Here is a 21692-nt window from a genome sequence, read left to right on the forward strand (position 1 = left end):
TCCTTGAATACTCAAAATAATTTTTGTTTAAAATCTAACGAGCGCAGAGCCCCAAACAAAACCGCCACCAAAAGCTTCTAATAAAATTAGTTGGCCTCGCTTAATACGGCCATCTCGCACACCTGTATCTAATGCACAAGGGACCGATGCGGCTGAAGTGTTGCCTTGTTTATCTAAAGTAACAATAACTTTACTTAAATCCATATCTAAACGTTTTGCTGTGGCTGAAATAATTCTTAAATTTGCTTGATGTGGTACTAACCAATCTAAATCGGATTTATTAAAGGAATTTTCTGTTAGTAATTCATCGACTAAATTTGAAAGCTCTTTGACAGCAATTTTAAATACATCATTGCCTTGCATAGTCATATAAACGGGATCATTCATATCACGGCGATCAACATAAGGATATTTTAATAACTCGCCGTAACGACCATCAGCATGAAGATGTGAAGCAATAATCCCTGGTTCTTGAGAAGCACCAACCACAACAGCACCGGCACCATCGCCAAAAATGATAATTGTTCCACGATCTGTTGGATCGACACCACGAGTTAGCATGTCCGAACCAACCACTAATGCATATTTAATTGCACCACTTTTTATATATTTATCGGCAATATCAAGTGCATAGACGAACCCTGAACATGCAGCAGAAACATCAAAAGCAATGACATCTCCGATAGCTAACTTTGCTTGCAGTTCGGTGGCTGAGCTAGGAAAAGCATTCACTGAAGTTGCGGTGGCAACTATAATCATACCTATCTCATTTTTATCAATCTTTGCCATTTCAATAGCATTTAAAGACGCTTCATAAGCCATAGAAGTTACTGTTTCGTCTGGTGCTGCAATGCGTCGTTCTTTTATTCCTGTTCGTGTTGTGATCCATTCATCACTGGTATCGACCATTTTTTCAAGATCGGCATTGGTTCTTATCTGTTTTGGAAGATAACTCCCTGTTCCTAATATCTTTGTATACATCTAATTATTCGCTCTTAGGTAGTACGGAAGAAAGGCTGCTTGCAATCTTCTCAGGTATATTGGTTTGGATAGCCAAAATAGCTTGTTCTATTGCTGCAAAGAATGATTTTTGATTAGCGCTACCATGACTTTTAATCACAATGCTTTGAAGCCCAAGCAAACATGCGCCATTATATCGTCCGGGATCTAAATAACCAAAATTTTTAGACACCTTTCTTTGTAACCACTTACTTAATAGTTTCATTAATAATGAATTATGGCCAATAGATAGCTTAAATGAAGACATGAAAATTTTAAGTAAACCTTCTACTGTTTTTAATGTCACATTACCCACAAAGCCATCACAGACTAGTACATCGGTTTTACCAGTTAAAAGCTCGTTACCTTCTAAATAGCCGATATAATTAATATTATCATTCGATTTTAAAATCGCTGCTGCAGCACGTATTTTATCCAAACCTTTTGTATCTTCTTCACCAATATTAAGTAAAGCAACTCTGGGATGATCAATTTTAAGCACTGTTTTGGCTAAGATCTGCCCCATTATGGCAAATTGCACTAACATATCACTATCACACTGAGCATTAGCACCTAAATCCAATACTACTGTATTTTGATTATTTAATGCAGGAATGATGGCAACTAATGCAGGACGGTCAATACCAACTAGTGCATGTAATAATAGCTTAGACAGTCCCATTAATGCACCAGTATTACCAGCGCTAACGCAAGCTTGAGCTTGGTTATTTTTAACCAATTCTAGCGCTATTCTCATTGATGAGCCATGGCTATGCCGGATGGCATAAGCGGGTTTCATATCATTAGCAATAACAGATGTTGATTCGATCAACATTAGTCGATGGTCTTGTTGATATTGCTTGACAAACTTTGCATTTTCTTTAGATAAAAAAAGACTAATTTCTGCCGGATCACCCACCAGAAAAATAGAGAGATTTGGATAACAATTTAGTGCTTGTATTGCAGCAGGAACAATCACACGAGGACCAAAGTCCCCGCTCATAGCATCTAACGCAATGGTTAGATTATCCAAAATGTCACCTGAAGATTTCTAATGACTAAATAATTATTTAGAAATCACTTTACGACCACGATAATAACCATCAGCGGTTACGTGATGACGTAAATGTGTTTTGCCTGATTCATCAACTGAGATATTAGCAGCAGTTAATGCATCATGAGAACGACGCATACCACGTTTTGCACGAGTTTTACGATTCTGTTGAACAGCCATGGATTTACCCCTTATTCTTTAAACTAACTAAAATTGCAAATGGATTCGGCTTTTCATTCTCAACAGGAATTTCACCAAATACCATATCTGCCTCTGACACTTCGCAGTGTTTACTATCATGTACCGGCGCAATTGGTAACGAGAGAATAATTTCGTCCTCAAGTAACGCTAATATATCGACCTCGCCAAACTCGTTCATAAAAACGGGTTCATAATGTTCCGGTAACGCCTCTGCCTGAGCATCGCTCTTAACAGGACTAAATTTATTCATCACATGAACTTCAGTGATAAAAGGTTTGAAACAACGTTGACAAATAAGCTCCAACGTTATTTTTGCATCAATTGCGATAACACAAAGTTTCTGCTCATCGTAATAAAAAGACAAACTACACTCAATATCGCTTTTCAGACTTTCAACCCTTGTTGCACTTTGCGCTGGATAGTATCCAACATAATCAAGTCGTTTTTGTGCCGCTTTGACAGGGTCAATTGTTAATGGCAATTTATTTTGCATAAGATAAGCTTGCTACCTTGAAAATTATTTTATGCAGTTAAAAACTACACAATGCCGTAAGGCGCGCATCTTACCTTTAAATGACCATTTCGTCAATGGGCGCAACTAATATTATTTGTATTAGTTATTGATTATTCCCTTAATATTTTATCAAATATATTTATTTTAATTTCGTAAAAAGTTTAATATAAAAAAATGCAATTTCGACTATTAACAATACCAATGACAGTTTAAGACAATCGTCCAAAGCTATCTTTGACGATAGCTTGGAAATCTTCAAAGGTTTTACTATTTAATAAACGTTTGGTTGAACGCTCCTTCACTAAATTGACAAACAAATTATAAATTCGCATCGCATCTTCATATTCATCCTTACTAATTGCTAATAAAAAAATGACGTGTGCGACTTCATTTTTATCCCATAAAATTCCTTGTGGCGCTAATATGGTTGTCACAACCGTCTTTTTGGCCAACAGACCTACTGAGTGCGGAATAGCAATATTTTCACCTAATAATGTTGAAACAATCGCTTCACGTTCAATGACAGAATGATAAAAAGATGCATCGACATATCCATGCTTTTCTAAACGATGACAAACCACTTTAAAAAGCTCTGATTGTGTTATTGGTTTATCCATGATAAGAAAAAAATTTTTATCGAAAAAACGCTCGATCATATAGGGCATTGTTCTGTCTATCATAGCCAATCGCCCTAATTGCTCGAGTTGATAGGCAGTTGGAAATGGCGCTATTTTAACAATTTGCTTATCTTTTTCAGTTAAGCGTACGGTTGAGACAATAAAATCTTCCTCAATATTTGTTAACTGCTCATATTCTCGATAGGAAAGTATACGACTAATTTGAATATGTGGAAAATCTCGCTTAATCTTCGATTCAATCATACGTAAAGTTGCATTACCAAGATCGCTCACTAGCAGTATTTGAGCATACCTTTCATGACCTGCACTATAGTTACGTTCTAATGCGACACCAATGTGCACAGCCAAGTAACTGATCTCATCTTCGGTCATTTTTGATTCGGTATATTTTTCCGTATTAGCTAGTGCTGATAAGGTAATATCATAAGCAAACGGATAATATTGTTTTATTTCTTGCAATAAAGGATTTGTTGTACGAATTTGATATTTCACGCGCGATAGCATCGATGAAACGTGGATTGACATATCTTCGAATAATTTTTCATCCTTCAATAAATTATAGTGATAAGTATGATTAATATAAGATAAAATATGTTTTACAAGCGCTAAACTTTTTGCTTGATTTGGCGAATCAATAATGGTGCGAGACATGATTTGAACGCATAAATAATTCAACTCAGCTTGAGAAAGTACACTACCTAGAAAATAAGAAAACTCTTCAGAAATCTCTTGAGCTGCGCCAATAACAGTACTATTAATCTGATCTATTTGATAATCAATTAACTCATAACCTTGCGTAATTCGGCTAATTGAAACAGCACAACTATAGAGTAAATAACTTTTTCCTTCAGCATTTAATTTTAACTCAAAACGCTCAATTTGATCTTGCAATACCTTTTCTAAATAATCCAACTCAATATCATTCAATATATGCTTTTGAAGTCTACCAATTGTTAAGGTATCTTCCGCCATATATCGTTGCCATAAAATATCAGTTAAACATGCTCGTATGGAAGGCTCTTCGCCAATTAAACGCATACCATAATAGGGGCGATTTTCTAATTGCAAATTATACTTATCTAAATATTGTTTTACTTCAATCACATCATTTTGCAACGTGCTACGACTTAAAAACCATTTATCAGCAATATCATCTAATTTGACAGAATTAGATTGTGTTAGAAAAGCGATTATTAAAGCAACTATCCTTTCTTTGCTTGTTCGTGGGATATTTTCTATTGAATGTGAATTAGTTAAAGCTGCATAACGTTTAGCATCAGATATTAGCAGTTGATAACCAATATTTTTAGTATAATCAATTTGCGCGCCATAATGACGTAAAATATCATTAAGTGCTGAAATGTCAGTACGAATAGTACGAGTAGATACCGAAAAACGGTTAGCGAGTTCCTGTTGGGGCAGCGTTTCGTTTTTTATGGTATCAAATAAATACGCTAATCGCTGATGAGAAAACAGCACTTTAGATGACATTATTTATCCTACCAATTTTTGTGTAATTGCCAAAAGTTTTTCAACATCAGCAGTGCGCGTTTCTCCTGTCGCTTGATTAATAATAGAACTATAAATATGTGGAATAATCCTTTTCACACCAGCATCTAAAGCTATCTTTAAAATGACTTCATAGTTGTCTAAATCGATTCCCCCTGTGGGTTCCAGATAAAAATCTTGTTCAGCACAACACTTTGCCACATATTCAAATTCGGCTCGATGTTTTAATCCACCCATTGGAAAAAATTTAATTGAACTTCCGCCCATATCTTTAAGTAATGCAATTGCTGTTTCAATCGGTACCACACCCGTCATGGTTTTACTACTTAACGGGCCAGTAGCAATATTGACCAATCCAATTCTACCCGTTGGTGATACTAATCCATTAATCACAGTCTCTTTTTGACCTAACAAAGCACGGCTAGCTCCCACACCAGTAAAGACTTGATTGACATGTTGTGGTTGAAGAACTGCCGCAAGCTGTGAAACCATATCTGACTGATTCGGATCGCCAGCGCCCAACCCTATTGAAATAGCATTATCAATTGCTTGCGCATATTTTTTCATATCGGTTATTGCTGATTGATTATCACAATAGTTTTTCGATAAAATACCAACTACAACATGAGTTTGTGCTGCTTCATAAACGGCTTTAGCATTATCAATTGAGTTAGCCAGAACATTTAAACAGACACGATCATTATAATAATTAGGTGTCAACTGCATTATTTTACTCCTAGTATAATACGTTTAATTTTATTATAAATAATGTCAAGTTGAGCAGAAGTTACACTACGTACATCAACATCAACTTTACCTTCGTTAGCTTTATATTCGCGAAAATAAACAGCAATTTCACCTTGCTTCATTAATTCAACTATTTCGATAGCACTTTTACCTACTACAGTGCTATCAAATGCGATTTCTGTACGAGCAATATCTCGCCCTGCACTATCCCAAACCACGTTGGCTAATACGCCAGGTAAAGAATTAAGATTATCAATAAATGGGGTCATTTTACTCACCATTTGCTGACCAGTTTCTTGCTTAGGATCGTTTACATAAAGTTCAATGGCTTTAGTTAAACCTAAAATACCTTCTTTCCCCACCTTCATTGGGCGTCCAATGCCTTGAGATTGAAGTTTTAACCATTCAATTGCTTGATGACGACCAATCACTAAACCACTTGTCGGTCCTTCAATTGCTTTTGCACCACTATAAATAACTAAATCAGCTCCTTGCTGATAATAGATATATAAATCCTCTTCTGCGGCAGCATCAACAATCAGTGGTATATTATGTTTTTTGGCAATGGTAGCAGCTTGTGCAACTGTTAACATACTTTTTTGCACGCAATGGTGTGACTTAACATATAAAATGGCTGCTGTATCAGCATTAATTAATGATTCGATATGTTCGGGTTTACATTCGTTAGCGTAACCTGCCTCAACGACAATCCCGCCACCTAAAGACACCATTGTCCCAATTGGTGCACCAAAATTGACGTTATGCCCTTTAGGAACAATAATTTCACGAGGTACATATTTATCAGACGAATGTAGATTAAATAATAGATCGCGATCATCCTTAATAATTAACCCTGCAACAGCTTGTGCTATACCTGCTGACGCACATGAAACCACGACTGCACTTTCGACATTGAGTAATTTGGCAATATATTGCCCAGTTTTATCAACTAAGTCTTTGATTTCAAAATATTCGCTTAAACCATGCGATACCGCATCCACCACTTCAGGTCTTGGTGTTGAAACGCCTAAAATAGTCATACGCCCTGACGCATTAATGACCTTTTTTAAATGATATTGACTATAAACGTCTTTTTCAGTTTGAGATTGTGAGCGCATTTTTACTACCTTCTTCTGTTATTTCTATGTATAACGAATGTTTTGTCGAATCAGCAACAATCGATGCTAAAGGCACGAATTGTTCATGACATCGTCTGACTTCACCTTCTGAATCAGCTAACTCAATAGCTTGTTGTTTAATATCAAAAACAGTCAAATCAGCATCATAACCAACTGTTAACTTGCCCTTATTTTTAAGACGCAAAACTTGTGCCGCATTTTGAGTAACACTATCAATAATTTTTTTTCGGCTATAACCAAGACAAATAAACTTGGTCATCACATTTGCTAAACTAAATACGGGACCTTGTAAACGATTTTTAGAATAAATGTCGGAACTAATTGTATTAGGATAAATATCTAAGCACTTAGCACGCTCGGCAACAGCAAAGCTAAAGCTTTCTCCACCATGGCCAATATCTAAAATTACGCCACGTTCAATAGCGCGTTTGATTGAATCTCGCAAATTGTTTTGTTTATCAAATATTTGATTTGGCTTACCATTAAAACAGTGAGTAATAATATCGCCTTTAGTTAATAAATCGGCAATTTCATCTAGTTCTGGCGGATTATTCCCTACATGAATCATCAGTGGTAAACCGGTCTTTTTCTGCATCTCTTTCGCTTTGATTAATGGTAAAATACCATTTTCACCCACCACACTACGGCTCATCCTAACTTTTATTCCAATAATAAAATGAGGATATTTAGCTAAAGTTTTGTCAAATAACGCGACATCAACATCTTGCATATCGGCAAGTTCATTTTGTCTGATTAAGCCAATTTTTGAAATATTCAAAAATGAATAAACATGAGTCTGCACTTGCTGAGCTAATTGATAGAATTCATCAACATCAAGTGCACCAACACTACCTGCATCCACAACAGAAGTTACGCCCGCTTTAACCCCAATTAAATCAGGCTCATCATGATAGATGGGTGAACGCGCAAAGCAATGAGTATGAGAGTCGATCCATCCGGCACTGACATAATATTTCTGTTTTAGGTCTAAAATGCGAATAGTTGGATCTGAAATGGCACTGTCTATTTTGACAATTTTTCCTTGATAAATAGCAATGTCGGTTATCGAGTCATCAATTAATATGGCGTTTCTTATAATTAAATCATACATAAGTTGTTCCAAATCCGCTGTAATTTAACCAACTACAGCGGAGAGTTAACATTAGACAATTGGAAATATTCCACCAAAAATCATCGCACCTAAAATTGCACCACCTGTAATTGGCTTTTTCCATACATAAAAAAGTAATGCACCAAGTAAAGAGCCAATACCAATAGGAATTGAAGCTACCATAGCTGATAAAATAATCATTGGTCCTAAGAATCGTCCAGAAGCATTACCGGCACCCATCATCACATCAGCACCAAAAGTCGATCCACTGCCACTATTAACAGTAAACTTTCGGATAAGAATAATAATGGCGCCAATCATTGCACCTAACACTAATCCTGTCGCTAATGCAGCTAAAAAGTTTTCAACAGGAAAGGTATAACCACCCGCTAACAATAATGCTGGTACACCTAATCCAATACCTGTTTGTAAAGCGCCACCAATATCCAATATACCAACTAATGAACCTTCAATAACGCGGGCAAACAAAAAACTAGCGCCAAATGCTGCAACTGCACCATAATCACCGGTTGTCATTCCTGATTTGAGCATTGCAACAAACGCAATCTCATTAAATGCACCTATACCATATACATAAAAAGTATGCGTTCCAGCAAAAATACCTGCTGATAAAAGTCCACAAATAATCGGGAATGACCAATCGGCATACCAAAAACTTTTATTAATGGTTGTTTGAGTATTCATAATGTGTTATTCCCTATATTATTTAAACCAATAAGACAGACCATCTCGAAATGAATTTATCATCTTCATATCAAAACCGCGAAAATATCCACTCATCACAAATAGAACAATGATCGCGACTAACATAATCTTCATAACACGATTCCAGCCACTGTCATCTACGCCTTTACCAATTAGGATACCTAAAACTAAGCCCGGTACAGCATTACCCATAATCAATTGAGCAAGTCCGCCAAACAATGTCCCCCAAAAACCACTACGACGACCAGCATCTAACGCTGCCAACCAAAAGATAACAGGCATTACTGTTGCCACAAGCAGATTTGCCGCAGGGACTAATACTTTCGTCGCGGTAATTTTTAGGGAATCAGGAATAACAGAAGTGGTGGTATTTAAAAATAGCACCACAATGACGCCGACAAATGCACAAGCTAATGCCATTTTTTTAGGATCATGTAGCGTTTCGGCAAGATTACGATTTTTTATCATCAGTAACGATGCTCCCCAGTTGGGAATAATTCGGTGATCGACATCTTGGGTAAAAGAGCCCGCAGCCACTGATGATGCCCATGCATTAAAAAAGAAACCAAGACCAAATGAGAAATGCGCCGCAGGATCACCTTCACAAGAATTAAGTTCGCCAAGTGTTCGAAAAGCCCCCATACCTTGATAGGTTGGCGCATGAAACATTCGAGCAGCCCCGGCACCAACGCCAAAACCACAAAGTCCACCAATAATAATAGACTTTAATGCAATAATTAGAATTTCCATCATTTCCCTTATACGTTATGTTATTCAGATTTAAATTCAATATCCGCAAGATTAACGAAACTTACATTAACAGAGACATCAAGAGTGATGTCGTAAAGGGTCCTTTTCCTTGGCAGAAAAACAAACAAAAAGCGCTCAGTGGTTATCATTTGTTTTGCTGATACAACTTGAATATCTTGTGGTTCAATACGTAATACAATATCGCCGATATGGTTAAATACCTCTTTTTGAACCTGGCTTAATGCTATTGCAAATGCCCGTTGTTTAGATTCACCTTTACCATTTACCCTGACAGACAACTGTTGTGTTTTTTTCATTTTTATCTTCGCACTTATGGACGTGGATTTTTTTTCAAAAATGCTTGTGCAATACGCTTGCCAAGCTCTTGTGTATCCATAAAACCAAAACCAAGAACTTTACAACCATCATTAATTGCGGTCTCACCTTCCTCTATTGATCGCATACCATGGCGTTGTGAATAGCCATATTTATTTTGTGCAGTAATCGCACCTGCGCCGCCGCTACCGCAAAACGATAAGCCCAAATCAGCATGCTTCTCATTCATGACATCACCTAACTTCATATCAGCTGCCATACCAGGAATAACAATTGCCCTACAACCTTCTACAGAGTTAATTCCTTCGGCAATCTTTTGCCCTTTTCCCATCCTATCACCAATAACAATGACTACTTCAGTCATACTATTTCTCCTATTAATTATTGTTTTTTAATTGTCTAGTAATCTTTTCAATTTGCCTTAGCTACCTCATAATGCACAGCCAATAAATAGGCTTCTTCCATTGGCAAATTATCAAATAATTCTACTGTTCTGCGAGCTAGCGCTAAAGATTCCTGTGAAAGTTCATCAAATAAGCTTGGATCAATTTCTGGTAATTTTTCAAGTGTTTTTGCCCGTTGCACCATAGCTTTAACGTGCGAAAGTAACATAGCCTTTTGCACATCATTTTGCGTAATTTGCTGTTCAATCAACCAGCCATTTATAATTTTAATAATTTGTGATGTAACTAATTCTGGTTCAAGATTATCCTCGATCATGCGAAACTTTATTGATGACATAACACACATAATTCTCTTCTTTTTTAAGCATGGATTAAGCGTAAATGAAACCACAATTAACGTGGATAGAGACTTTTTCCGTCAACAACAGGAAATTAATTATCATTTATCGCAATAAATGGCGTCATCTGCGTTTATAGAGGGAAAAATTAAATTAAGCCAGAATAAACAGATTGTTAAATTTGTGAGTTTGATCATAAAAATGATACATAGAGAGAGAAGTGAAGATTTTTTATTTTGGGATTTTATACGCAAAAGTTTTGGAATTTTTGTGGTTTTGCTTAAATTCAGGGTAGGATGCTATACTGAAACGTACTTATTTCCTTAAAATTCTTGACAACGTTTTTTGATTTTTGTTCTTTAGGATCTCGGACGTGAGTAATTTTGTGATTTTTTCATTTCGGTGCAAACGTCCGAAATCCTACCATACAAAAAATCTCTTTTAAGAAATTTAAAAAATACTATACCTTCATGTATAGCGCCCTTAAAATCTTTACCAACTACCAGAAGCACCACCTCCACCACTGCGTCCGCCACCTCCACCACCGAATCCGCCAGAACCACCAAAACCACCACTATTACCACCAAAACCTCCGCCACCACCGCGTCGGTTAATGCCCCCTCCACTTCCTTTAGCCATTAAAATACCACTTAAAATGGTACTTGCTACAAAAGCTAAAAATAATAGTGGTAATGCAATATATAGTGGATAGCCATGCCATAATGTAAATCCGCCAACAGAGAGTCCATTGAGTAATCCTGTGCTTAAACTTCGTTTTGCACTGATTTTGCCTGAGTTAGATAAGATGAAGTTAGCAATGACAAAACAGATAAAAAATGAGACTAATCCATAATTAAAAACAGTTGCGCCAAAGTCACTTGCTAGCAATGAATTCAGATTCTGTTGTGAGTCATCATCGGTTGTAGTGTCTGAATTATCGATTTTTTGACTTAATACGGTTAAAGCGTCGTATATGCCTTGATAATAGTTATGTTGTTTAAACTGAGGTGCAAGTTGGTCACGAATAATGTGGCTAGCAATCAAGTCGGTAATGGTGCCTTCAAGACCATAGCCGACTTCGATACGCATACGTTTATCATCTTTAACGATCAGTAACAATATGCCATTATCACGACCTTTTTTACCAATTTTCCAGTCAATAAAAACCCTATCGGCATATTGCTCAATCGTTTCATTATCAAGCTTCGCTATCATCAATACCGCAATTTGTGCACCATCAGTACGTGGTTTTTCAAACGCAATTAAACTTGATTCTAGCTTATCAATTTGTGACGATGTCAGGGTATGCGTGATATCAATAACACGTTGGCTAAATACGGGGATCTCAGTTAACCCATAACTCAGCCAACTGATCATCAATAGCACGCTGAATACAAATAACCTTTTCATTTATATTTACTGTTCAAAATTGACAGCAGGTGCATCAGAGATCTGTTTTTCATTATCAACCGTAAATTGTTGCTTAGGTTGTTGACCTAAAATATCTGCAACCCATTTAGTTGGTAGCGTACGGATATAACTGTTAAAATTTTTAACCGTTTCAATGTAGCGTCCTCTTGCTACTGTAATACGATTTTCTGTACCTTCAAGTTGGCTCATCAAATCTTGATAAAGTGTATTAGCTTTAAGATCGGGATAATTCTCACTTACAGCAATAAGCCTGCTTAATGCTGAACTTAAATCGGATTGTGCTTGTTGGAATTTCGAAAATAAAGTAGGATCCGTTAACTGATCAGCATTAATTTGAATCGATCCAACTTTAGCTCGTGCATCAGTGACTTGTGTTAATACTTCTTTTTCATGAGTTGCATAACCTTTTACTGTATTAACCAAATTAGGCACTAAATCAGCACGTCTTTTATATTGGTTAATAACTTCTGACCAAGAAGCTGCAACCGCCTCATCTTGAGTTTGAATACTGTTATAATCTTTAAAAAAGATAAATCCACCAATAATAATGAGTACAAGAATAACTAACAAAGATTTTGATTTCATTATAAACCTCTTATAAAGTACTTAACTTTGGTTAAATGTGAATACTAATTAATTAAGCAACGATGAAAAATAACTTATTCTGACATCCAGTTACTGCTTTAAATAACCATAATGCACAAAAGCAAATGGCGTAAAAACAACAATAGACAACTTAATCGATAAAGATGAGATTATTAGAGATAAAGACAAAAATTTATGTCGCTAACTGATTGTTATCATTCACTATATTTCAGTTGCATACCACATAGTTTAAATTAACTGTTAAATATTATATCGAGTTTTAGCAAACTTGCGAAGTATAATCGAAGGAATTTATGCAAAACACTTCATTGCTTTATTAATGGTTGCTCACAAAGCCATTTATTATAAGTATAACAATCTTTTAATTTTTACCGATAATTATAATCAGATTATTGGCTATAAAATCACTTCAAAGCATTCAAGCTCTGCTGGCGCAAAATAGATATCATGATTATTTGGCCGATTATTGGTATTTCGATGAGTATGTTTGAAGTGTTCAGAGTTTACCCAAGCGTCAAAATCCGCTTTAGTTTCCCACTCTGCAAAAGATGAAAATAGTGTATAGTTTTCTTCAGTTTTTCCTTGTAAGAAATAAAAACGATTAAATCCTTTCATCTCTTTCAAATGGCTATCACGATTTCGCCATATATCAATAAAAGTATCTTCGCTACCACGTTTAATTTTAAAACGATTCATGACTATATACATAAATATCTCCTTTTAATTTACTTATGTCCGATAAAAAAATAGCACGTTTACACGTGCTATTTTAAAAATTAAATCAACCAATTATTGATTGTTGTTTTCTTCCGCTGCAGAGTTAAGTAATTCAGCTAAGTTTGCTGTTGCTTCTTCAGCAGAAACAGTTGTTTGAATGTCATCAGTTGATGGCATTGCACGTTTACGTAAACGCTCTTTATGGTAAGCATAACCCGTACCAGCCGGAATTAATCGACCAACAATAACGTTTTCTTTCAAGCCACGTAATTCGTCGTTTTTACCCGCAACTGCTGCTTCAGTTAATACGCGAGTCGTTTCTTGGAACGATGCCGCAGAAATAAATGATTCAGTAGTAAGTGATGCTTTAGTAATACCAAGCAGATCATGCAAGTAAACAATTGGTTCTTTACCTTGTGCTTCAAGTTCACGATTAATAATTTTCAAGCGTGATACTTCAAGTTGTTCACCGTCAAGTAGACGAGAACCACCCGGATGAATAACCGTTGCTTTGCGTAACATCTGACGAACAATGACTTCAATGTGTTTATCATTGATTTTTACACCTTGTAAGCGATAAACTTCTTGAACTTCGTTAACGATGTAACGTGTCACTGCATTAACACCACGTAAACGTAAAATGTCATGTGCAGATTCTGGACCGTCAGAAATCACATCACCACGTCCAACTTGTTCACCTTCAAATACGTTAAGTTGACGCCATTTTGGAATCATCTCTTCATATGGATCACTACCATCAAGTGGAGTGATAATTAAGCGACGTTTACCTTTGGTCTCTTTACCAAACGAGATAATACCATCGATTTCAGCAAGAATTGCTGGCTCTTTCGGTTTACGTGCTTCAAATAAGTCAGCAACGCGTGGTAAACCACCGGTAATATCTTTGGTACCAACCGATGCCTGTGGAATACGTGCAAGGGTATCACCCACATTGATTTCAGCACCATCTTCTAATTGGACTAATGCTTTACCAGGTAAGAAGTATTGCGCGAGCATTTCAGTGCCAGCAACATAAATATCATTACCTTTTGCATCCACAATCTTAATTGCCGGACGTAAATCTTTACCTACCCCAGTACGTTCAGCTACATCTAAAATTGCAATTGATGATAAACCTGTCAATTCGTCGGTTTGACGAGTAATAGTTTGACCATCAACCATATCTACAAATTTGACAAAGCCTTTCGCTTCAGAGATAACTGGCATGGTATGTGGATCCCAGTTAGCGATTGTTTCACCAGCATCAACTGTTGCGCCATTACCTTTGGTTAAAATCGAACCATAAGGAACTTTGTAAGTCTCTTTCATTCGACCCAATTCATCAATAATGGTTAACTCAGCATTACGAGATGTAATAACCAGTTTCTTATCTGGGTTAGTTACAAATTTAGCATTGGTTAATTTAATGCTACCTTTGTTTTTCACTTGAACACTCGATTCTGCTGCCGCTCGCGATGCCGCACCACCAATATGGAACGTACGCATGGTTAACTGTGTACCTGGCTCACCGATTGATTGTGCCGCAATAACACCGATTGCTTCACCTTTATTCACCAAGTGACCACGGGCAAGGTCACGACCATAACACTTCGCACAAACCCCAAAATCAGTATCACACGAAACCACAGAACGGACTTTCACACTATCAACTGATTCAGCTTCGAGTAAATCACAATAACTTTCATCAAGTAGTGTATTACGAGGAATTAAAATATCTGCACTACCTGGTTTTAATACATCTTCTGCTGTTACACGACCTAATACACGTTCACGAAGTGGCTCTTTAACATCTCCACCTTCGATAACGGGTGTCATTACTACACCTTCTAACGTGCCACAGTCATCTTCAATAACAACGAGATCTTGCGCCACATCAACTAAACGGCGAGTTAAGTAACCTGAGTTCGCTGTTTTTAATGCGGTATCGGCAAGACCTTTACGCGCACCATGGGTCGAGATAAAGTACTGAAGAACGTTCAACCCTTCACGGAAGTTTGCCGTAATTGGAGTTTCGATGATAGAACCATCCGGTTTTGCCATCAAACCACGCATACCTGCTAACTGACGAATCTGAGCGGCAGAACCACGAGCACCTGAGTCGGCCATCATATAGATGCTGTTAAAAGAAGATTGTACTTCTTCTTTGCCTTCACGGTTAGTCACTTTTTCAGTTGATAAGTTATCCATCATCGCTTTTGCAACACGTTCATTGGCTGCTGCCCAAATATCGATAACTTTATTATAACGTTCACCAGCGGTAACTAAACCTGATTGGAACTGTTCTTGAATTTCAGCAACTTCAATTTCAGCTTCATTGATGATTTGCGATTTTTTCGCTGGAATTTCCATATCATCAATACCAACTGATACACCTGAACGAGCAGCATAAGCAAATCCAGTGTACATTATTTGGTCAGCCAAAATGACGGTTTCTTTCATACCTAATTGACGATAACAGATATTCAAGATACGAGAAATCGCTTTTTTACCTAGTGGTTGGTTAATCACAGAGAAGCTCATACCTTTCGGCATAATTAACCATAAGATAGCACGACCAACTGTAGTATCTACCACAGAGGTTGTTTCTTCCCACTCACCAACACTGTTACGTTGGCTTTCTGTTATACGTACTTTAACTTTCGCATGTAACTCAACTAAACCTAAACGATACAGTTTTTCTGCTTCTTTAGGGCCAGTTAAAACCATGCCTTCACCTTTCGCATTGACTTTGTCACGCGTCATGTAGTAAAGACCTAATACCACGTCCTGAGAAGGAACAATAATAGGCTCACCGCTCGCAGGTGAAAGGATATTATTGGTTGACATCATCAACGCACGCGCTTCTAATTGCGCTTCTAACGTCAATGGAACGTGCACCGCCATTTGGTCACCATCGAAGTCAGCATTGAATGCCGCACAAACTAATGGGTGTAATTGAATCGCTTTACCTTCAATTAGAATAGGTTCAAATGCCTGAATACCTAATCTATGTAGTGTCGGCGCACGGTTTAGTAATACTGGATGTTCACGAATAACTTCATCTAAGATATCCCAAACAATTGCATCTTCACGCTCAACCATTTTCTTGGCTGCTTTAATGGTAGTTGCATAACCACGACGCTCTAATTTACCGTAAATAAATGGTTTGAATAGTTCAAGTGCCATTTTCTTCGGTAAACCACATTGATGTAATCGTAAATATGGACCTACAGTAATTACAGAACGACCCGAGTAATCGACACGTTTACCTAATAAGTTTTGACGGAAACGACCTTGCTTACCTTTAATCATATCGGCAAGTGATTTTAATGGACGTTTGTTTGAACCAGTAATAGCACGACCACGGCGACCATTATCTAATAATGCGTCGACAGATTCTTGTAACATACGTTTTTCATTACGTACAATAATATCTGGCGCAGCTAAGTCTAATAAACGTTTTAAACGGTTATTACGGTTGATCACTCGACGATAAAGATCATTTAAATCTGATGTTGCAAAACGTCCGCCATCAAGTGGTACTAATGGACGTAAATCAGGTGGCAACACAGGTAATACGTTTAAGATCATCCATTCAGGTTTATTTTCTGATTGAATGAATGCTTCGATAATCTTAATCCGTTTAGTGATTTTTTTCCGTTTTGTTTCAGAGTTTGTCGTTGAAAGTTCGTCACGTAGTGCTTCACATTCCGCTTGCACATCAATATTGCGTAATAATTCTTGAATTGCTTCGGCGCCCATACGAGCATCAAATTCATCGCCAAACTCTTCTAACGCATCTAAATATTGTTCTTCTGTTAAAATTTGACCACGCTCTAAGTTGGTCATACCACCATCAAGAACCATAAATGATTCAAAATAAAGCACACGTTCAATGTCACGAAGTGGCATATCTAATAATAGACCAATACGTGATGGTAATGATTTTAAGAACCAGATATGTGCAGTTGGTGATGCAAGCTCAATATGCCCCATACGTTCACGACGCACTTTAGCTTGTGTGACTTCAACGCCACATTTTTCACAAATTACACCACGATGTTTTAAACGTTTATATTTTCCACATAAACATTCATAATCTTTAACGGGTCCAAAAATACGCGCACAAAATAATCCATCACGTTCAGGTTTGAACGTACGATAGTTAATTGTTTCAGGTTTTTTAACTTCACCAAAAGACCATGAACGAATCATATCAGGAGAAGCAAGGCCTATCTTGATAGCATCAAAGTCTTCTGTTTTTGTTTGTGCTTTTAGAAACTTTAGTAAGTCTTTCACAATTGGCTCCTATGGAGTTAAACCAATTAGATAACTTATCATTGCTGATAAGTTATCCCTATAAATAGAAATCATTTTTAGTTAGTGAAGATTACTCTTCATCTAACTCGATATTAATACCTAGCGAACGAATCTCTTTTAACAATACATTAAATGATTCTGGAATCGCAGGTTCCATACGATGATCACCATCTACAATATTTTTATACATCTTAGTACGGCCGTTTACGTCATCTGATTTGACCGTTAGCATTTCTTGTAGTGTGTAAGCAGCACCATAAGCTTCAAGTGCCCATACTTCCATCTCACCGAAACGCTGACCACCAAATTGAGCTTTACCACCCAATGGCTGTTGAGTAACCAGACTATATGAACCTGTAGAACGTGCATGCATCTTATCATCAACTAAGTGATTTAATTTAAGCATGTACATATAACCTACCGTTACCGGACGTTCAAACTGTTCACCCGTACGGCCATCATATAATGTAATTTGACCTGAAGTCGGTAAATCACCCAATTCTAGTAATGACTTGATTTCTTGCTCTTTTGCACCATCAAACACTGGTGTAGCAAGTGGCATACCATTACGTAAATTTTGTGCCAATGTCATCACTTCTTGATCGGTAAATTCTGCAACATTAACTTTTTGTGCAGCACCTAAACCAAGATCGTATGCTTTTTGGATAAACTCACGTAATTTAGCAAGTTCTTGCTGTTCTTTAAGCATTGTATCAATTTTTTGACCAATACCTTTAGCCGCCATACCTAAGTGGGTTTCGAGAATCTGTCCAATATTCATACGTGATGGAACCCCTAGTGGGTTTAACACGATATCAACTGGACGTCCTTTATCATCATATGGCATATCTTCAATTGGGTTGATTTTTGAGATAACCCCTTTGTTACCATGGCGACCCGCCATCTTATCACCAGGCTGAATTTGACGTTTAACCGCTAAATAAACTTTAACAATTTTGAGCACTCCAGGTTGTAAATCATCACCTTGAGTAATCTTCATGCGTTTAGCTTCAAGCTTCTTATTAAACTCAACTTTAATTTCTTCGTGCTGCTCGGCAAGTTGCTCTAATTGTGCTTGCTTATCTTCATTAGCAATCCCAATAGTTAACCATTTTTCACGTGGCAGAGCATCTAATTTATCTGCTTTGATACCACCAGAAATTAACACATCACGAATACGTGCAAACAATGCTGCTTCTAAGATCTTAAGTTCTTCAGTCAAATCTTTTCGTGCTTGTTTAAGCTGCATCTCTTCGATTTCAAGTGCACGTTTATCTTTTTGTACACCATCACGCGTAAAGACTTGAACATCAATAACTGTACCAGAAACACCATTTGGTACACGTAATGAAGTATCTTTAACATCAGATGCTTTTTCACCGAAAATAGCACGTAGTAATTTCTCTTCTGGTGTTAATTGTGTTTCACCTTTAGGCGTCACTTTACCAACCAGAATATCACCACCTTTTACTTCAGCGCCGATATAAACAATACCAGACTCATCGAGTTTAGAAAGTGCTGCTTCACCCACATTTGGAATATCAGCAGTAATCTCTTCAGCACCTAATTTAGTGTCACGAGATACACAAGATAACTCTTGAATATGAATCGAGGTGAAACGGTCATCTTGTACCACTTTTTCAGAGACTAAAATCGAATCCTCAAAGTTATAACCATTCCATGGCATAAATGCCACGCGCATATTTTGACCAAGTGCTAACTCGCCTAAATCCGTTGATGGACCATCTGCAAGTACATCGCCACGCTCAACTTTTTCACCTAACTCCACACATGGAATTTGGTTAATACAAGTATTTTGGTTAGAACGGGTGTATTTGGTTAAGTTATAAATATCAATCCCTGTTTCACCAGCATACATTTCGTCAGCATTGACATTGATTACGATACGTGATGCATCAACATATTGAACAGTACCACCTCGACGAGCAACAGCAGTTACACCTGAGTCAACCGCAACTGCACGTTCCATACCTGTACCAACAAATGGTTTTTCCGCTTTTAATGTCGGTACTGCTTGACGTTGCATGTTTGCACCCATCAAGGCACGGTTCGCATCATCGTGCTCAAGGAATGGGATTAATGAAGCACCAACAGAAACGATTTGTTGTGTTGATACGTCCATATAATGAACTTGTTCCGGGCTATATAAACCAGATTCACCATTTAAACGACAAGTCACTAAATCTTCTTTAAAACGACCATCATCATCTAAATTTGAGTTTGCCTGTGCAATAACAAATTCACTTTCATCGATTGCTGATAAATAGTTAATCTCATCAGTTACAACGCCATCAATGACTCGGCGATATGGGGTTTCTAAGAATCCATACTCATTAGTACGAGCATACACCGCCAATGAGTTAATCAAACCAATGTTTGGACCTTCAGGTGTTTCAATCGGACATACGCGACCATAATGAGTTGGATGTACGTCACGCACCTCAAAGCCAGCACGTTCACGCGTTAAACCACCCGGACCTAAGGCAGAAATACGACGTTTATGCGTAATTTCAGATAATGGATTGTTTTGATCCATGAACTGCGATAACTGACTCGAACCAAAGAATTCGCGAATTGCCGCTGAAATTGGTTTAGCATTAATCATATCTTGTGGCATTAATGAATCAAGATCGCCTAAAGATAGACGCTCTTTTACAGCTCGCTCAACACGAACTAAACCAATACGGAATTGGTTTTCTGCCATTTCACCAACACTACGAATACGACGATTACCTAAATGGTCGATATCATCCACTTCGCCATGACCATTACGGATAGCGATAAGTTTCTTCATGACATCAACGATATCGCCTTTGGTTAACACGCTTTCGCCTTCGATATCTTCACGCCCTAAAGAACGATTAAACTTCATACGGCCTACTGCTGATAAGTCATAACGTTCGTCAGAGAAGAATAGATTATCAAATAGTGCTTCAGCTGCTTCTTTTGTTGGTGGCTCACCAGGGCGCATCATACGATAAATTTCAACCAATGCACCTAAACGGTCACGAGTTGAATCAACATTTAATGTTTCAGAAATGAATGCACCATGATCTAAATCATTGGTAAATAATGTTTCAATTTTTTTATGGCCAGCATTGGTTAATTCAAGCAATAGCTCTAACGAAATTGGCGTGTTAGCAAAAGCAATAACTTCACCAGTCTCTTCATTAACATAATTTTTTGCTAATACTTTATTAACGATATATTCAACTGGTACATCAATCTTAGTTACTTTATCTTTTTCTAGTTCACGAATGTGGCGTGCGGTTATACGACGGCCTTTTTCAGCATAAACTTTACCTTTTGATTCAATATCAAACAGAGCCGTTTCACCACGTAAACGCTCAGGAACCAGATCCATTTTTAATTTTGATTTGCCAACTTCAAAAATAGTTTTTTCAAAGAAGATATCTAAAATTTCTTCTGTTTCATAACCAAGCGCTCGTAAAATAATTGTCGCTGGAAGTTTACGACGACGGTCAATACGAGCAAAAAGATTGTCTTTTGGATCAAATTCGAAATCAAGCCAAGAGCCACGATAAGGAATAATCCGCGCATTATATAAAACTTTACCAGAAGAGTGCGTTTTACCTTTATCACTATCAAAGAACACACCCGGACTACGATGTAATTGTGAAACGATAACACGTTCAGTGCCGTTAATCACAAATGTACCATTATCCGTCATTAAAGGAATTTCGCCCATATAGACGTCTTGCTCTTTAATATCTTTAACTGTTCCTTCTGGCGCATCTTTATCATAAATAACTAAACGTAATTTAACGCGCAACGGTGCTGAGTAAGTGATCCCTCTAATTTGACATTCTTTAACATCAAACACAGGTTCGCCCATTTTAAAGCTCACGTATTGTAACTCAGCGTTACCACTATAACTTTTTATCGGAAATATTGAACGAAAAGCGGCTTCTAAGCCGTACTGACCTTCTGGATCTTGCTCAATAAATTTCTGGAACGAATCAAGTTGAATAGAAAGAAGATACGGTATATCCAAGACTTGTGGACGTTTACCAAAATTCTTACGAATTCGTTTTTTCTCGGTATAAGAGTAAACCATTAGTTCCTCAACTTGCTTATCTGCTATTTTAGCATGATTAAATATTCATCAGG

General features: G+C 37.2%; 18 protein-coding genes. All 18 read right to left on the minus strand.

From position 1 onward, the window contains the following. Nucleotides 1-27: 27 nt before the first annotated feature. A complete protein-coding gene (locus tag J3U66_RS10000; RefSeq protein WP_065634140.1) occupies nucleotides 28-981 on the minus strand; it encodes a beta-ketoacyl-ACP synthase III in 954 nt (317 codons plus the stop codon). Nucleotides 982-985: 4 nt separating this feature from the next. Beyond that, nucleotides 986-2032, minus strand: coding sequence for a phosphate acyltransferase PlsX (gene plsX / locus J3U66_RS10005; protein ID WP_267334181.1), 1047 nt, complete (start codon nucleotides 2030-2032; stop codon nucleotides 986-988). 33 nt (nucleotides 2033-2065) lie between these two features. Continuing rightward, nucleotides 2066-2233, minus strand: coding sequence for a 50S ribosomal protein L32 (gene rpmF / locus J3U66_RS10010; RefSeq protein ID WP_065557369.1), 168 nt, complete (start codon nucleotides 2231-2233; stop codon nucleotides 2066-2068). Between the two features lie 4 nt (nucleotides 2234-2237). Further along, on the minus strand, nucleotides 2238-2747 hold the full coding sequence (gene yceD / locus J3U66_RS10015) for a 23S rRNA accumulation protein YceD (protein WP_267334180.1): 510 nt from the start codon (nucleotides 2745-2747) through the stop codon (nucleotides 2238-2240). Nucleotides 2748-2977: 230 nt separating this feature from the next. Further along, the gene (locus J3U66_RS10020) at nucleotides 2978-4897 is read right to left on the minus strand and encodes a BglG family transcription antiterminator (protein WP_267348867.1); all 1920 of its coding nucleotides are present in this window, start codon (nucleotides 4895-4897) and stop codon (nucleotides 2978-2980) included. Between the two features lie 3 nt (nucleotides 4898-4900). Beyond that, nucleotides 4901-5641 (minus strand): 2-dehydro-3-deoxy-phosphogluconate aldolase, encoded by a 741-nt coding sequence (gene dagF, locus J3U66_RS10025; RefSeq protein ID WP_267334178.1) that lies wholly within the window; start codon nucleotides 5639-5641, stop codon nucleotides 4901-4903. After that, nucleotides 5641-6780 carry a DgaE family pyridoxal phosphate-dependent ammonia lyase gene (locus J3U66_RS10030; protein ID WP_267348869.1) on the minus strand — a complete coding sequence of 380 codons (1140 nt, stop codon included), beginning with the start codon at nucleotides 6778-6780 and terminating at the stop codon, nucleotides 5641-5643. Before J3U66_RS10030 ends, dagF begins: the two co-directional genes overlap by 1 nt. Further along, on the minus strand, nucleotides 6758-7912 hold the full coding sequence (locus J3U66_RS10035) for an amidohydrolase/deacetylase family metallohydrolase (RefSeq protein WP_267334176.1): 1155 nt from the start codon (nucleotides 7910-7912) through the stop codon (nucleotides 6758-6760). Before J3U66_RS10035 ends, J3U66_RS10030 begins: the two co-directional genes overlap by 23 nt. A gap of 51 nt (nucleotides 7913-7963) precedes the next feature. After that, nucleotides 7964-8617, minus strand: coding sequence for a DUF4310 family protein (locus J3U66_RS10040; RefSeq protein WP_267344554.1), 654 nt, complete (start codon nucleotides 8615-8617; stop codon nucleotides 7964-7966). Nucleotides 8618-8635: 18 nt separating this feature from the next. Continuing rightward, nucleotides 8636-9388 carry a DUF4311 domain-containing protein gene (locus tag J3U66_RS10045; RefSeq protein ID WP_267344553.1) on the minus strand — a complete coding sequence of 251 codons (753 nt, stop codon included), beginning with the start codon at nucleotides 9386-9388 and terminating at the stop codon, nucleotides 8636-8638. Between the two features lie 20 nt (nucleotides 9389-9408). Continuing rightward, nucleotides 9409-9705, minus strand: a complete 297-nt coding sequence (locus J3U66_RS10050; protein ID WP_267334173.1) for a DUF4312 family protein — start codon at nucleotides 9703-9705, stop codon at nucleotides 9409-9411. Nucleotides 9706-9719: 14 nt separating this feature from the next. Next, complete coding sequence (locus J3U66_RS10055) at nucleotides 9720-10088, minus strand: SFCGS family glycine-rich protein (RefSeq protein WP_267334172.1); 369 nt, start codon at nucleotides 10086-10088, stop codon at nucleotides 9720-9722. Between the two features lie 47 nt (nucleotides 10089-10135). Further along, nucleotides 10136-10465: a hypothetical protein gene (locus tag J3U66_RS10060; protein WP_267334171.1), complete on the minus strand. Its 330-nt coding sequence runs from the start codon at nucleotides 10463-10465 to the stop codon at nucleotides 10136-10138. A 493-nt stretch (nucleotides 10466-10958) separates the two neighbouring features. Then, nucleotides 10959-11843, minus strand: a complete 885-nt coding sequence (locus tag J3U66_RS10065) for a TPM domain-containing protein (RefSeq protein WP_267334170.1) — start codon at nucleotides 11841-11843, stop codon at nucleotides 10959-10961. A gap of 39 nt (nucleotides 11844-11882) precedes the next feature. Continuing rightward, nucleotides 11883-12482 carry a LemA family protein gene (locus J3U66_RS10070; RefSeq protein WP_267348871.1) on the minus strand — a complete coding sequence of 200 codons (600 nt, stop codon included), beginning with the start codon at nucleotides 12480-12482 and terminating at the stop codon, nucleotides 11883-11885. Between the two features lie 417 nt (nucleotides 12483-12899). Beyond that, nucleotides 12900-13211 (minus strand): antibiotic biosynthesis monooxygenase family protein, encoded by a 312-nt coding sequence (locus J3U66_RS10075; protein WP_267348872.1) that lies wholly within the window; start codon nucleotides 13209-13211, stop codon nucleotides 12900-12902. Between the two features lie 81 nt (nucleotides 13212-13292). Continuing rightward, on the minus strand, nucleotides 13293-17519 hold the full coding sequence (rpoC, locus tag J3U66_RS10080) for a DNA-directed RNA polymerase subunit beta' (protein WP_267348873.1): 4227 nt from the start codon (nucleotides 17517-17519) through the stop codon (nucleotides 13293-13295). 91 nt (nucleotides 17520-17610) lie between these two features. Further along, the gene (gene rpoB / locus J3U66_RS10085; protein ID WP_267334166.1) at nucleotides 17611-21639 is read right to left on the minus strand and encodes a DNA-directed RNA polymerase subunit beta; all 4029 of its coding nucleotides are present in this window, start codon (nucleotides 21637-21639) and stop codon (nucleotides 17611-17613) included. Between the last annotated feature and the right edge of the window lie 53 nt (nucleotides 21640-21692).

It is taken from the genome of Gilliamella sp. B2969, from assembly GCF_026536195.1.
Taxonomy (GTDB): Bacteria; Pseudomonadota; Gammaproteobacteria; order Enterobacterales; family Orbaceae; genus Gilliamella.

What these genes read in the sequence shown, in the direction of transcription:
- J3U66_RS10035 (WP_267334176.1), bottom strand. Translation starts at nt 7,912, where the DNA reads ATGTATGATTTAATTATAAGAAACGCCATATTAATTGATGACTCGATA.
- J3U66_RS10050 (WP_267334173.1), bottom strand. Translation starts at nt 9,705, where the DNA reads ATGAAAAAAACACAACAGTTGTCTGTCAGGGTAAATGGTAAAGGTGAA.
- rpmF (WP_065557369.1), bottom strand. Translation starts at nt 2,233, where the DNA reads ATGGCTGTTCAACAGAATCGTAAAACTCGTGCAAAACGTGGTATGCGT.
- J3U66_RS10060 (WP_267334171.1), bottom strand. Translation starts at nt 10,465, where the DNA reads ATGTCATCAATAAAGTTTCGCATGATCGAGGATAATCTTGAACCAGAA.
- J3U66_RS10040 (WP_267344554.1), bottom strand. Translation starts at nt 8,617, where the DNA reads ATGAATACTCAAACAACCATTAATAAAAGTTTTTGGTATGCCGATTGG.
- J3U66_RS10045 (WP_267344553.1), bottom strand. Translation starts at nt 9,388, where the DNA reads ATGGAAATTCTAATTATTGCATTAAAGTCTATTATTATTGGTGGACTT.
- J3U66_RS10000 (WP_065634140.1), bottom strand. Translation starts at nt 981, where the DNA reads ATGTATACAAAGATATTAGGAACAGGGAGTTATCTTCCAAAACAGATA.
- J3U66_RS10070 (WP_267348871.1), bottom strand. Translation starts at nt 12,482, where the DNA reads ATGAAATCAAAATCTTTGTTAGTTATTCTTGTACTCATTATTATTGGT.
- J3U66_RS10065 (WP_267334170.1), bottom strand. Translation starts at nt 11,843, where the DNA reads ATGATCAGTTGGCTGAGTTATGGGTTAACTGAGATCCCCGTATTTAGC.
- J3U66_RS10020 (WP_267348867.1), bottom strand. Translation starts at nt 4,897, where the DNA reads ATGTCATCTAAAGTGCTGTTTTCTCATCAGCGATTAGCGTATTTATTT.
- J3U66_RS10055 (WP_267334172.1), bottom strand. Translation starts at nt 10,088, where the DNA reads ATGACTGAAGTAGTCATTGTTATTGGTGATAGGATGGGAAAAGGGCAA.
- rpoB (WP_267334166.1), bottom strand. Translation starts at nt 21,639, where the DNA reads ATGGTTTACTCTTATACCGAGAAAAAACGAATTCGTAAGAATTTTGGT.
- J3U66_RS10030 (WP_267348869.1), bottom strand. Translation starts at nt 6,780, where the DNA reads ATGCGCTCACAATCTCAAACTGAAAAAGACGTTTATAGTCAATATCAT.
- dagF (WP_267334178.1), bottom strand. Translation starts at nt 5,641, where the DNA reads ATGCAGTTGACACCTAATTATTATAATGATCGTGTCTGTTTAAATGTT.
- yceD (WP_267334180.1), bottom strand. Translation starts at nt 2,747, where the DNA reads ATGCAAAATAAATTGCCATTAACAATTGACCCTGTCAAAGCGGCACAA.
- J3U66_RS10075 (WP_267348872.1), bottom strand. Translation starts at nt 13,211, where the DNA reads ATGTATATAGTCATGAATCGTTTTAAAATTAAACGTGGTAGCGAAGAT.